This window comes from Rhodococcus rhodochrous, assembly GCF_900187265.1.
Classification (GTDB): domain Bacteria; phylum Actinomycetota; class Actinomycetes; order Mycobacteriales; family Mycobacteriaceae; genus Rhodococcus; species Rhodococcus rhodochrous.
The window spans coordinates 426,693-439,409 of sequence record NZ_LT906450.1 but is presented as its reverse complement, the minus strand read 5'-3'; the positions used below and the strand labels follow the sequence as shown (position 1 = coordinate 439,409).

10 protein-coding genes are annotated in these 12,717 nt (G+C 68.8%); 7 read left to right on the top strand and 3 right to left on the bottom strand.

Annotation, left to right across the window (positions count from 1 at the left end; translation table 11 throughout):
- Positions 1-58: 58 nt before the first annotated feature.
- Entirely contained in the window at positions 59-754 is a 696-nt protein-coding gene (locus CKW34_RS02020) for a hypothetical protein (protein WP_059383136.1), read from the bottom strand.
- Positions 755-1,364: 610 nt separating this feature from the next.
- On the opposite strand from CKW34_RS02020, the gene CKW34_RS02015 reads away from it, so the two are divergent.
- On the top strand, positions 1,365-2,963 hold the full coding sequence (locus CKW34_RS02015) for an FUSC family protein (RefSeq protein WP_059383137.1): 1,599 nt from the start codon (positions 1,365-1,367) through the stop codon (positions 2,961-2,963).
- A gap of 40 nt (positions 2,964-3,003) precedes the next feature.
- Here the strand turns inward: CKW34_RS02015 and CKW34_RS02010 are convergent, their stop codons facing one another.
- Positions 3,004-4,581, bottom strand: a complete 1,578-nt coding sequence (locus tag CKW34_RS02010; RefSeq protein WP_059383138.1) for a TRAP transporter large permease — start codon at positions 4,579-4,581, stop codon at positions 3,004-3,006.
- A gap of 327 nt (positions 4,582-4,908) precedes the next feature.
- On the opposite strand from CKW34_RS02010, the gene CKW34_RS02005 reads away from it, so the two are divergent.
- Positions 4,909-6,381 (top strand): MFS transporter, encoded by a 1,473-nt coding sequence (locus CKW34_RS02005; protein ID WP_080968307.1) that lies wholly within the window; start codon positions 4,909-4,911, stop codon positions 6,379-6,381.
- Here the strand turns inward: CKW34_RS02005 and CKW34_RS02000 are convergent.
- The gene (locus tag CKW34_RS02000) at positions 6,368-8,020 is read right to left on the bottom strand and encodes a PucR family transcriptional regulator (RefSeq protein ID WP_059383139.1); all 1,653 of its coding nucleotides are present in this window, start codon (positions 8,018-8,020) and stop codon (positions 6,368-6,370) included. The genes CKW34_RS02005 and CKW34_RS02000 overlap by 14 nt on opposite strands.
- Before the next feature lie 327 nt (positions 8,021-8,347).
- Between CKW34_RS02000 and CKW34_RS01995 the strand changes: the two genes are divergently transcribed.
- From CKW34_RS01995 to CKW34_RS01975, 5 genes are all read left to right on the top strand, one after another.
- Positions 8,348-8,797: a GlcG/HbpS family heme-binding protein gene (locus CKW34_RS01995; protein WP_006552488.1), complete on the top strand. Its 450-nt coding sequence runs from the start codon at positions 8,348-8,350 to the stop codon at positions 8,795-8,797.
- A 41-nt stretch (positions 8,798-8,838) separates the two neighbouring features.
- A complete protein-coding gene (locus CKW34_RS01990; protein WP_059383140.1) occupies positions 8,839-9,558 on the top strand; it encodes a TenA family transcriptional regulator in 720 nt (239 codons plus the stop codon).
- Between the two features lie 69 nt (positions 9,559-9,627).
- Positions 9,628-10,029, top strand: coding sequence for a Rieske (2Fe-2S) protein (locus tag CKW34_RS01985; protein ID WP_370670858.1), 402 nt, complete (start codon positions 9,628-9,630; stop codon positions 10,027-10,029).
- Positions 10,026-11,252: an NAD(P)/FAD-dependent oxidoreductase gene (locus tag CKW34_RS01980; RefSeq protein WP_059383142.1), complete on the top strand. Its 1,227-nt coding sequence runs from the start codon at positions 10,026-10,028 to the stop codon at positions 11,250-11,252. The genes CKW34_RS01985 and CKW34_RS01980 overlap by 4 nt, the downstream gene beginning before the upstream one ends.
- Positions 11,249-12,703 (top strand): aldehyde dehydrogenase family protein, encoded by a 1,455-nt coding sequence (locus CKW34_RS01975; RefSeq protein ID WP_059383143.1) that lies wholly within the window; start codon positions 11,249-11,251, stop codon positions 12,701-12,703. Before CKW34_RS01980 ends, CKW34_RS01975 begins: the two co-directional genes overlap by 4 nt.
- The last annotated feature ends 14 nt before the right edge of the window (positions 12,704-12,717 follow it).

Genomic DNA, 12,717 nt, shown 5'->3' with positions numbered 1-12,717 from the left:
ATGCACCACTGTGTCCTCGATGCGGCCGGTATACGCCGCTGGGCTGCTCGCAGTGGCACTAACGTGCACGCCGGTCCGCGAGGGCGAATCCGACTCCGGCCACCAGCACCCACACCGGGCCGGTGAAGCCCGCCATGTACTGCAGCGGGGAGATGCCGAGGAGCAGGGTCAGACCACCGAGAACGACGCTCGCCCAACCGATCCACCGGGGCGCCGCGCGGTGACGCAGGGCGGCCACCGCGACCGCGATGCCGCTCACTCCGGCACCGACCCACAGCCACGGGATGGTGCCCATCCAGTGCGAGGCGAAGACCGCCACCTCGGGCACCATCCGATCGGTGTTGCCGAGGCCGAACAGCAACTCGGTGTCGAGCCCGGTGCCCATGAGGGTCGCGATCGAGGTGAGCACGAGACCGAATGCCGCGACCGTCGGCACGAGGCTGAACTCCGGAGTGCCCGCGCGCAGCCGACGCTGCAGTCCGGCGGCGAAGACGAGCAGCAGCGTCGTCGACACCATCAACGTCAGGTGCATGACGAGCATGGCCGTGCGCTGCCCGGCGAACTCGGTCATGATCGCCACCGCGTTGCCGGCGGTACGCTCGTTGTACGCCGCGCTCATCGCCATGCTCGCCTGGATGCCCACGACGCCGGCGAGTCCGGCAACCGCACCCGTCCACGCCCAGAGCGAACCGGGGCCACGACGGTCGGGGGCGATCGGCGCGAGGGGTTCGGTCTCGGTGCCGAGAGTGTTCATAAGGGTCCCTTCGGATCGGTGCGACGCCCTGCGCGTCGTGGAAGGAACGATCCGGCGCCCGGTGTCCCGGGTGGAAGGGACGGCCGTCCCGACCTTCCGGGACCACCGCTCGCGCCCTCTCCGGGCAGGACGAACGAGGCGGAGGTTGTGTGCGATTCTCCCGACGAAAACGCACACAACCTCCCCCCCGATCGGAGGATGTCGACGCGGATATTTCCGTGGGCTGCCGGATCCGCGTCACTCCGAATTCACTCAGGGATTTCGGGTGCGGCGCTCGTCCGCCGAATGAAGAGCGGCGACGGATGCGAATGCCGCAGCCAGTACCAGTAACAACAGCACAACATTGAGTGTCATGAAATGTCCTTTCACGGGGCCGGGCGAATTTCTCCCGACTTCGAAACAGGCGCTCCCCTCTTCTATCCCATTTACGAGAAATATGCGAGTCGATGCATTTTCAACCGACGAATTCGATACGTTCGCAATTCGAACGTCGCGGAATTCCGGGGCGGATATTCCGTCGGGAAATGTGGCGGATCAGCCCAGTGACCTGCGCCTCATGCGCGCCTGCCGACGGGAGACACTGCCCCGCCGGTTCCTAAGGTGGTACGACGTGGCGGAAGCGAGCGGAGATCATCGGGTCGTCGACCTGCCGCTGCCCACGCCCGCCCCGTTGCGGACGGCGATACTGTCGGTTCCCAGGCAGGGACGCCGGTGGCCCGGCGCCGCACGCGCAGCCGCCACCGTCGCGGTACCCGGTCTCGTGGGTGTCGCCCTCGGCTTCGGTGCCGTCTCCGCCATCGCCACACTCGGTGCCTTCGCCGTCGTCTACGGCGAGCAGCGCCCCTATCGTGTCCGTGCCCGAGCGGTCGCCGTCATCGGGACGGTGCTCGTGACGCTGGCGACGATCGGTGCCCTCGCAGGGTCGGTGGTCCATCACGAGCTGGCCGCAGGCGGGCCGGCGTGGTGGTACCTGGTGGTCGTCGCGGCGATGACGGTGACCGTCGCGGGGTGCGCCTTCGTCGTCGACGCGCTGCGGATGGGTGCGCCCGGCGCGTTCCTGATGTTGTTGTCCCTCGAGATCGCATCCGCTCTCCCCGCGCTGGGGGTGTCCGTCCCGACGGTCTCGGCATGGACGACGATCGGAGCGGGGACGGCCGTCGTGGTCTCCCTGTCCGGTGCTCCGTTCCGGCCACGGACTCCGGAACGCACCGCGGTGGCCGCTGCGGTCGCCGCCGTCGACGCGGTCCTCGAGGAGAACTCCCCCGGGAATCGCCGCGCCGCGGTCCACGATCTGCACGCGGCGTGGCAGTGCCTGCACGACGCCGGGCTCGTCGGCTCGGGGCATCCGCTGGAGCAAGCACTGTGCGCGGCGCACCTCCGATGCGCGGAGACACTGGACGAGCGTCCGCGGGACGAGGCGGTTCCCGAGGACGACCTGCGGCTGCGGACCCCGCTGCGACGTCCCTCCGTGCGGTACCGCCTCGCGCGTGCCGCGCACCTGCGCAGCCGGTCGGCGACGATCGCCGTGCGCCTGCTCGTCGCGGGACCGGTCGCCGGGACGATCGCCATCGCACTGGGTGTCGGACGCCCCGACTGGGCGGTCATCACGGCCGCGATGATCCTGCACCAGGGACCGGATCGGATCCTCGGTTCCTACCGGGCGGCGCACCGCTTCCTCGGCACCGTGCTCGGGCTCGTCCTGGTCGCCTGCCTGACGCCCTTCCATCCGGGTGGGATCGCCCTCGTCGCGGTGCTGGCCGCGGTGATGGCGGGCACCGAGATGTTCCTGGTGCGGAACTACGGCCTGGCGATGGTCTTCATCACCCCGCTCGTCGTCGTCCTCGGCGGATTGGGCGCCCCCGGCGATCTGGTGACGGTCGCGCGCGACCGCTTCCTCGAGACCGTCGTCGGAGTCCTCGTCGCGCTCGCGGTGCTGTGGGGTGTGCTCCCCCGGGCCCACCGCCGCGTCCTCGACTTCGCCGACGGCCGCGTGCGCGACGCCGTTACGAGGATCGCCGCGTCGTCGGACGCGCGCGAGCTGCCCGAACTGCGCCGCGACCTCGAGTTCGACCTGCACGCCTCCACTACCGCGGCCGTCATCGCCGCACACACCGAGCCGGCGTGGACCCGGGAGCGCTGGACCGAGCACCGCCGTCTCCACGAACTCGGCTACCGGATCCTGACCCTGCCGGAACGACCGGGCCCCTGAAGCAGGGACCCGGTCGTTTCCGTCGGAACACGCGCCGTCGTCAGAACACCAGCACTGCGAAGACGGTCGAGAGGATCAGACCCGCCATCACCGGCAGGAAGCACTTGCGGGCGAGATCGAGCACGGGCACCCGGGCGAAACCGGCCACCGCGACCAGCGAGGACCACGCGATGATGACACCGCCACCGGCCCAGATGTTGCCCATCTGACCGATCGCCGCGAGCGTCGACGGGTCGACGTCGACGGCCGGGCCGAGAGCACCCGACAGCGCACCGGTGAGGGGCAGTCCGCTGAATCCGGACCCGTCGAGTCCGGCGACGAGGCCGATGAGCAGGATGCCGAAGGACGTGACGAAGGCGTTCTGCGGAAGGTGCGCCTGCACCGTGGTCACGAGGTCGAACAGGATCGCCGGGCCTGCGGCGTCGGCGGAGATGCCGAGGATCGGTCCCGCGAACTCCGGATTGCCGATGAAGAAGAAGCCGGCGATCGGGAGGACGCAGCCCATGGCCTTGAAGGCGAAGACCAGGCCGTCGACGAGATGGTCCGAGGTGGTCTCGAGGAAACCTCCGCGGTCGGTCGACGCTGCGGCGGCGAACAGGATCAGCGCTGCGATCCCACCCACGATCGCGGCGGCGTCACCACCCTGCAGCGGCGGTACGACCTCGGTGAACTTGCCCAGCATCAGGTAGACGATGAACGCGAGGTAGGCGAGCGGCACGAGCATCGCAAACGCCTTCGCGGTACCGCGGCGCTCCTTCTCCGCTTCGGTGTCGGGGTCGGCGATCGGATCGGACGGCGCCACGAGCACCGCCGTGGCCGTCGCCGCCTGCTCTCCGCCACCGCCGCTGGGGCCGCCGGCGGGTTCCGGCCGACGCGGAGGACGGGAGCCGCCCCCGTCGCCCGAGGAGTCGTCACGGGTCTCGCCGATGCCGCGGTCGGCTTCGGCCTCCCACTCGACGAGGAGGTCGGGGGACGGTGCACGCCAGTGCCGCTTCTGCACGAGGTAGGTGATCAGCAGAGCCGTGCCGCCGACGATCAGGGACAGGACCATGGCCTTGTCCGCCACGGCGTCGGCCTCGACGCCGGCAGCCGATGCGGAGATGCCGGGCGCCACCTTGATGATGTAGTCCGAGGACAGCGCCATGCCCTGACCGCAGATCGCGATGACCATGCCCACCGACAACGGGGACATGCCCGCGCGGATCGCCACGGGGATGAGCACCGCGCCGACGAGGGGCACGGCCGGGGTGGGCCAGAAGAACAGGGAGATCACGTAGGTGACCGCGGCCAGGACGAGGAAGCTGCTGGTGCCCGCACGCATGACCCGCCGGAACGGCGCGACCATCATCCGGTCGGCGCCGAGCTGGCGCAGCGCGCCGAGCATGGCCGTGACCATCGCGATGATGAGGAAGATATTGAACAGTTCCTTCGCCGCGACGAGGCTCGCGTTGAAGATGGCCGACAGTCCCGTGACGATGCTGCCGGAGAACGTCAGGGCGGTCAGGAAGGTTGCGACGACTGCAGGAACGACGATGTTCTTCCGCAGGGCCATGGTGGCCAGGATGACGAGGATGCCGGCCAGGTAGACCCAGTGCGCGGCGGTGAGTTGTACGTCCAAGGCGATTCCTTCGACAGGGGGTGGAACGAGTCGGGCTGTGTTCGTGGACGGTGAATGGGGAACTCGATGTATTGGGGGAACTTTCCGCTACGGCCCGTGCTCGGTCAACGAGAACGGTGCACATTGCCCGCCACGCTAGCTGTGCACTGTGTTCCACTTTTGCAATTTCGTAACGACGCGGCGCTCGGATGTGAAATATTGCTACGAACATGTGTCGCGCGCTCGCCGACGCCCCCACGACGTCGCCGAATGTGCACTCTGCACCGGTTCCTCCGGATCCGATGTGCACATCCACCCCGCGATGACGATGCATCCGACCGTAGCGCAGTGCGAAAGTGGTTCGACGGCACGAACCGTGCCGTGCAGTTCCCCGAGGTTCCGGAGAGTTCGATGACCACTCGCACCGATACACCGGCAGCGCCGGCAGCCGAGACGGATACGGGTACTCCCCTGGCACTGTCCGCTCTGCTCGCCGGAACCCTCGTCGGGACACTGAGCAACAACATCATCAATGTCCCACTGCCACAGATACTTTCCGACTTCGACGCAAGCCTCGAAGACGGCGCACTACTGGCCGTCGGCTTCCTTCTCACTTTTGCTGCGGCAATGCCCCTTGCAGGGTACATCGGTGACCGATACGGTCGGCGTCGCGTCTACTGCGGTGCCCTGCTCGGCACCGCGATCTGCGCTGCCGGAGCCGCGACCGCGCCGACCCTCGAGATCCTCGTGGTCTGGCGCACCCTCGGCGGAGTCGCGGCGGCTGCATTCGCGCCTGCTGTCATGGGGTTGATCGCGTGGCTGTTCGGCGCGCATCGACGCGCACGCGCGGTGGGCGCGTGGGCCACCGTGAACGGGCTCGGTCAGGCCATCGGCCCCACCCTCGGCGGTTTCGTTGCGGGACATTGGGGTTGGCGATGGGTATTCGTCCCGATGATCCCGATTGCACTGATCGGTCTTGCCGGGACGTTGCGCTGGATCCCGATCTTCCCCGGCCGCCGGATGACCCTCGACGTGCCCGGTGCGATCGCACTGACCCTCGGTTCCGCCGGAGTCGTGCTGGGACTGAGCATGTTCGGACAAGCAGGTGTTCCCACGTCCGTCGCGGGGATCGCCCTGGCGGTCTCGATCGTCGTACTGGTCGGTTTCGTCGTGCACTGCCTACGCGCAGACGTGCCGTTCGTCGACGTCCGACTGTTGGTCGAGAGCAGATTCGCGCGGAGCGCGGCCGCCGCCTTCGCGCAGATGTTCTGCCTGGGCGCCGCTCTGCTGGCGGTGCCGCTGCGGTTGCACGCGACGGGCGCGTCGACGGCCACGGCCGGGGCGATCCTGTTCGCACTGCCCGCAGTCATGGCGGTCCTCGCACCGGTCGTCGGCCGCACCGTCGACCGCGTCGGCGCACGGCGGATATTGCGGGCGGGACTGGTGGTGCTCCTCGTCGGTCAGATCGCGCTCGCCGTCGTCCTCTCGGCGGACGAACCGCGCCTGTGGCTCGTCGCGACCGTCCTCGCGATCACCGGTGCCGGCATCGCTGCCGTGCAGACCCCCGCGGCGGCCGGCTCGACGCGCTCTCCGGCGGGCGAGCGCGGGACGGGTCTGGGGGTGTTCAACCTGATCCGTTTCGGCGGTTCGGCGGTCGGGGCGGCGTGGGTGACCGTCGCACTCGGTTCGTGGACGGTGGGACCGCTCTTCGCGGTGTGCGCCGTGGTCGTGTGCGCGGGGTTCGCCGCGTCGTTCCTGGGAGCCGACCCCGAGGATCACGCACCGACCGGTTCCGAGTCGACCGCTCTCAGCGGTAATTGATCTCGTTCTCGACCGAGGTGCGCAGCCGGTCGAGAAGCTCGAGGCGGACGGCGAGCCAGGCTGTGAACTGGTTCTCCGGCAGCCGGACGTCCATCCCCATCGCGCGGGAGATCCGGTCGAGCTTCGACAGCATCGTGTTGCGGTGGACCGACAGCTCCCGTGCCGCCGCGTTGACGTTCCCGCCGGCCGCGAGATAGGCCGACAGGGTGTCGTACAGGTCGGTGCCCGGCTTGAGCGATCCGAAGACGTCGCCGACGAACCTGCGGCTGCGATCGGTCTCGGCGACCAGCTCGAGCACGCCGTAACCCCGCAGATCGCGGTACGCCACCGAACCCGACATGCCGAGCCGCTGCCCGATGCCGAGTGCCACGCGGGCCTGCCGGTAGCTCTCGCGGATCTGGTCCGCGCCGACGGCCGGAACGCCGTGGGCGACGGGCACCGGGCGCACGCGCCGGCGGGAGAGATCCTGCGACACCGCGTCGGCGTACTCGGCGATCTCGAGTTCGACGTCGCGCGGGTCGCGGTAGCGGAGTGATCGCACCACCACCAGGACGTCGCCGATCACCGTGACGTACGAACGCACCGACGGATGGGGTAGGACGCTGGCCGCGTACCGGGCCAACCGCAGCAGCCCGCCGGATTCGTCGCCGCCCGGACCGGCCGGGTTCTCCCCGTAACCGGGTGCGACGAAGACCGCGAACGTCGAGGTGAGATCGATGTCGTGGTACTCGGCGCGCGCCTGCATGTCGTGCTGGCTGGTGAAACTGCCGTGCACGAGCGCCTGCACGAAATCGCCGCGGGCCCGTTCCTCGGCCTCGTCGACGCTGCGTTGACGCAGCATCTCCGAACCGATGATCGCCGTCGCCTGTTCGGTGACGACCGCGTGCTGGGCCAGTTCGTGCGGTCCGGGAGACGTCCCCGAGGCGAGCACCACCACCCAGCCCTCGAACCGTTTGCCGAGCCGGATGGTGCTCGCCGTGCACGTCCAGGGCGCGCCTCCGACAACCTCCTCCAGCACGCGGGTGTCGTGGTGCGCGTGACGATCCGCGGCCGTCACCGTCGACAACTGCTTGTGCAGGACCTCCGAGATCTCTTCCGCCCGAGCAACATCCACTCCGTGGAAGGCGACGGCCTGACCACGCGCGTCGAGCGCGATCGCCGGATGCTGTGCGAGCGCCGAGACCTCCTTGACGAGCAGGTTCAGTCCCGCGCCGCGGTGCAGCAGACCGGCGAGCGTCGAGTGCACGTGCGCGGAATAGCGCATGACGTGGACTTCCTGCATCAGCGACCGCTCGGCGAGCAACCGGTTGAGTGCCGCGAATCCGACGGGCAGGTCGAGTTCGATCACCACCAGCCCTGGCGGCCAGGGCACTCCGGCGGGCACCGAACCGTCGACGACCAGTGCCGCCGCGTCGCGGGCCGCGAGCGCGGACAGGGCGTGTGCGCTGTCGGCGAGCGCCTCCGGCCGCATGTACACGGCGACACCGGTGAGATCGTCGAATCGGCCGACGACCTCGCCGAACGGCAGCACCCAGGTGAGCGCCCGGTCGAGATCGGCCTCTCGATCCACGACCCGGGCGCCCTCCATGAGCGGTTCGTCGAGCAGTCCTCGGACTGTCAGACGCGGGCTCGATTCCATGGGGACCTGCTTCCATCGGGAGCATCGGCGGGCCGTGAGGGGGTGGCCGGCCGACACCGTGGCGGTGTGCACTTTCTACACCAGTTACCAGAGTCATGCGTCCCAGACACATGTGCACTGTGTACATCGAATCCCGAAAACAACGGTGATCTTGACCGTCCCCATCGGCGCACGGCCCTGTTAGAAATGAGCCACGCCGGACACACCGCTCCACCGCTCCGGCACCCGCCGACACTTCAGCGACGCGGCATCGGCGGGACGCACCCGGATCCCGACGCGGACCAGGAATCGTCCGACTCTCCGACCCGACTTCGAAAGTGGAGACCAATGCATCGAATCCACCGCATCACCCTCGACGACGCACTCCCCCTGCTGGCCGCCGGCCGCGCGAAGGCCGAGGAGATCGGCGTCAAGCAGACCCTGTGTGTCTGCGACGAGAGCGCGAACGTCATTGCTCTGCACCGGCTTCCCGGCGCTCGCCTCACCGGCGTCGAGATCGCCATGGCGAAGGCGTTCACCGCCGCCGGCCACGAGCGCGCCACCCACCTGTTCAACGAGGGTCCCAACGGACCCGCTCTCCCCGGCAACGAAGCATTCGGTATCAGTCACATGCTCCCCGGGAAGTTCGCGATCTTCGTCGGCGGCTTCCCCCTCGTCTACGACGGACAGATCGTCGGCGCCGTCGGCATCAGCGGCGGCAACGGCGAGCAGGACAAGGCGGTCGGTGCCGCCATGATCGCCGAATTCGAAGCCCTGACCTCCGCGATCAACGCCTGATCGCATCCCCCCGCACGACCTCCTCATCGAAAGGCATCATCATGACCGAACTGCTCGGACGCGACGAATTCCGCGCCGCACTCGAAGACGCCATCAAGGGACGCGAGGCGAAGAACGCATCGTTCAGCAAGGCGTGGGCCGAGGGCAAGCTCGAGAAGCACCACTTCGCCCGGTGGGCCGAGAACCACTACCACTACGTCGGCCCCTTCGCCGACTACCTGGCGAACATCTACTCCAACACCCCCGATCACTTCACCGACGCCAAGGACTTCACCCTCCAGAACATGTACGAGGAGGAGCTGGCCGACATCCGGCACACCGACCTGCTCATCAAGTTCGCCGAGGCGTGCGGCACCACCAAGGAGCGCGTCGAGGATCCGAACAACATGAACGCGGTCACCCGCGGACTGCAGGCGTGGTGCTACGCGGTGTCCCAGCGTGAACACTTCGTCGTCGCCACCGCGGCCCTGGTCGTGGGCCTCGAATCGCAGGTGCCGAGCATCTACAAGAAGCAGATCGTCCCGCTCCGCGAGGTGTACGGCTTCACCGAGGACGAGATCGAGTTCTTCGACCTGCACATCACCTCGGACGTGGTGCACGGCGAGCGCGGCTACCAGATCGTTCTCGACTGCGCCGACACCCCGCAGCTGCAGCAGCGCTGCCTGCAGCTCGTCCGCTGGGGAGCGGAGATGCGCTACTCGTACACGAAGGGCCTGTACGACACGTACGTCGCCCCCGATCTGGAGCTGGCGTCCGCCTGATCCGATGCGCGGGAGCGGAAGTCGCTCGCGACTTCCGCTCCCGGTCTCGCACACGAGCGAAGGAGAAGCATGTCCACCGAAATCATGGGCAGCGGGACCGCCGGCACCGACGCCGCCGCGGAGTCCCCGACCTGGGTCGCCGTCGCCACGGTGAAAGAGGTGACCCGCCGACGCAAACTCCGCGTGGAGGTCGACGGCCTCGCGATCGCACTGTTCCATGCGAACGACCGGATCTACGCCTTCGCCGACCTGTGCGTCCATCAGGACCGTTCGCTCGTGAAAGGCACGCTCCTGCACGGACGTGTCATCTGCCCCGGCCACCAGTGGCGCTTCGATCTCGAGACCGGATACGAAGAGGACCAGGACCTCTGCCAGCCGGTCTATCCCGTCCTCGTGCGCGACGAGACCGTCCTCGTCGACCTCACCCCGCGTCCTGCACCGGCCGCATCCGGAAAGGAGTGCACGGCATGACCGTTCGCACCGTAGTCACAGTGGGCGCCGGCCAGGTCGCCGCCGTCGCCGCACGCACCCTGCGTCGCCGCGGCTTCGACGGACGCATCGTGCTGCTCGGCGACGAGCAGCACGCCCCCTACCAGCGTCCGCCTCTGTCGAAGGAATTCCTCGCGGGTCGTGAAGGAGTCGACTCCCTGGCACTTCTGACCCGGAAATGGCTCGACGCCAACGACATCGACATCCGCACGGGCGTGTCGGTCCAGCGCATCGACACCGCGACCCGCACCGTCGAGTTCGACGGCGGCGAGATCGCCGCCGACGCGATCGTCCTCGCCACGGGCGGACGCCCCCGCGCCCTCGCCACCACCGGATCCCGGCCCGATCTCGTCCACTACCTGCGCACCCTCGACGACGCGACCGCCCTCGCAGCCCGCCTGACCCCGGGTTCGAGTCTCGCGATCGTCGGCGGCGGCTTCATCGGACTCGAGATCGCCGCGACCGCACAATCTCTCGGCGTCACGGTGACGGTCCTCGAACAGGCCGAACACCTGCTCGGAGGCATCCTCGGCGAACAGGTCGGCCGGCACTGCGCCGATCTGCACCGCCGCAACGGTGTCGACCTGCGCACCGGCACGGGCGTCGCCTCGGTGACCACCTCCGATCGCGGTGTGCGGATCGAGACCACCACCGGCGGGATCGTCGAGGCCGACGCCGTGGTCGTCGGCATCGGCATCGTCCCCAACACCGACATCGCGGCGGCCAGCGGACTCGCCGTCGACGGCGGGATCGTGGTCGACGCCACCGGACGCACCTCGGTCGAGAACATCTACGCGGCAGGCGATGTCGCTAAGCGGTTCTCCCCGCGCGAAGGCCTGCACGTGCGCGTCGAACACTTCGACAACGCGAACCGCCAGGCCGCGGTGGTCGCCGACACGATCGTCGGGCGGCAGTCGCTCTCCGACGACCCGCACTGGTTCTGGTCCGATCAGTACGACTCCAACATCCAGTTCGCCGGATCGGCTTCCGGAACAACCGAACTCGTCGTCCGCGGTGACACCGACAGCGGGGAGTTCTCGGTCTTCTACCTCGCCGGCGACGTTCTGACCGCCGCCTTCGCGATGGACCGCGGCGAGGACATCATGGCGGCCCGCGAACTCATCGGCCGCAGGGTCGACGCAGCGCTGCTCGCCGACGAGGACACCGATCTGTGGGAGATGTACGAGGAGGTCGAACCCGCATGACGATCACCGGACTGAACCACATCGACGGCAACTGGGTACCGGCCGCCTCCGGCGCGGTCTTCGAACGCCGCAACCCCGCCGACGAGACCGATCTGATCGGCACCTTCCCGGACTCCGACGCCATCGACGTCCGCAACGCCGTCGACGCGCTCGACAAGGCCGCGCCCGAATGGGCCGCCACCCCGCCCGAACGTCGCGCCGCGATCCTCGAGGCAGCCGCCGACCATCTCGCCGCACACTCGGCCGAACTCGTCGACGAACTGATCCGCGAGGAGGGCAAGACCCGCGCCGAGGCGTCGATGGAGGTGAGCCGCACCCCCATGAACCTGCGCTTCTACGCAGGTGAGGCGCTGCGCGCCACCGGTGCGACCTTCCCGGGGCCGGGCTCCACCACCGTCTACACCGTGCGTGAACCGATCGGGATCGTCGGTGCGATCACGCCGTGGAACTTCCCGCTCAACATCCCCTCCCGCAAGCTCGGGCCCGCGCTCGCCGCCGGCAACACGGTGCTGTTCAAGCCGTCCGAGATCACCCCGCTGATGGGACAGCGCCTCGTCGAGGCCCTGCTCGCCGGTGGTCTGCCGGCCGGCGCGATCGCACTCGTCCAGGGCGACGGCAAGGCCGGCGCGGCGGTTTCCGGCGACGAGCGGATCGCCGCGGTCACCTTCACCGGGTCCACCGAGGTCGGACGTGCCATCCACCGCAGCGTCGGCCCCGACCGGCGCGTACAGCTGGAGATGGGCGGCAAGAACCCCGTCGTCGTCCTGGACGACGCCGATCTCGATGCGGCGGCCGCACTGATCGTCAAGGGCGCCTTCGGACTGTCGGGCCAGGCGTGCACCGGCACCAGCCGTGTCGTCGCGGTCGACGCGATCCACGACGAGCTGCTCGAGAAGGTCGCCGAACGCGCCCGTGCCCTGCGGGTGGGACCCGGTTCGGGTGCCGCCGTCGATGTCGGCCCGCTCGCGAGTCGCGGTCAGCTCGACAAGTTCCTCGAGTACGTCACCATCGGCACGGACGAAGGCGCACGGCTCGTGTGCGGCGGCGTGCGATGCGAGGACGACGCGCTGCGTGGCGGATTCTTCGTGCGGCCCACGGTCTTCGCGGACACCGTACCGGGGATGCGCCTGCTCACCGACGAGATCTTCGGACCGGTCCTGGCCTTCCAGCGCGCCGGTTCCTTCGACGAGGCCCTCGCCCTGGCGAACGACACCGCATTCGGGCTCAGCGCCTCCGTCGTCACCCGGAGTCTCTCCGCAGCACAGCGATTCATCGCAGGGTCGCGTACCGGACTCGTGAAGGTCAACCAGCCCACCACGGGAATGGCCATGAACGCGCCGTTCGGCGGCTACAAGCAGTCGAGCACGCAGACCTTCAAGGAACAGGCCGGCCCCACGCTCATGCAGTTCTACCAGTCCGAGAAGACCGTCTACCTGTCCCCCGACGCCTGACCGGCGACACCAAC

Excerpts from the sequence above, each read along its gene's own strand:
- CKW34_RS01985 (WP_370670858.1), top strand. The coding sequence starts at position 9,628 with ATGTCCACCGAAATCATGGGCAGCGGGACCGCCGGCACCGACGCCGCC.
- CKW34_RS02000 (WP_059383139.1), bottom strand. The coding sequence starts at position 8,020 with ATGGAATCGAGCCCGCGTCTGACAGTCCGAGGACTGCTCGACGAACCG.
- CKW34_RS01990 (WP_059383140.1), top strand. The coding sequence starts at position 8,839 with ATGACCGAACTGCTCGGACGCGACGAATTCCGCGCCGCACTCGAAGAC.
- CKW34_RS01995 (WP_006552488.1), top strand. The coding sequence starts at position 8,348 with ATGCATCGAATCCACCGCATCACCCTCGACGACGCACTCCCCCTGCTG.
- CKW34_RS01980 (WP_059383142.1), top strand. The coding sequence starts at position 10,026 with ATGACCGTTCGCACCGTAGTCACAGTGGGCGCCGGCCAGGTCGCCGCC.
- CKW34_RS02020 (WP_059383136.1), bottom strand. The coding sequence starts at position 754 with ATGAACACTCTCGGCACCGAGACCGAACCCCTCGCGCCGATCGCCCCC.
- CKW34_RS01975 (WP_059383143.1), top strand. The coding sequence starts at position 11,249 with ATGACGATCACCGGACTGAACCACATCGACGGCAACTGGGTACCGGCC.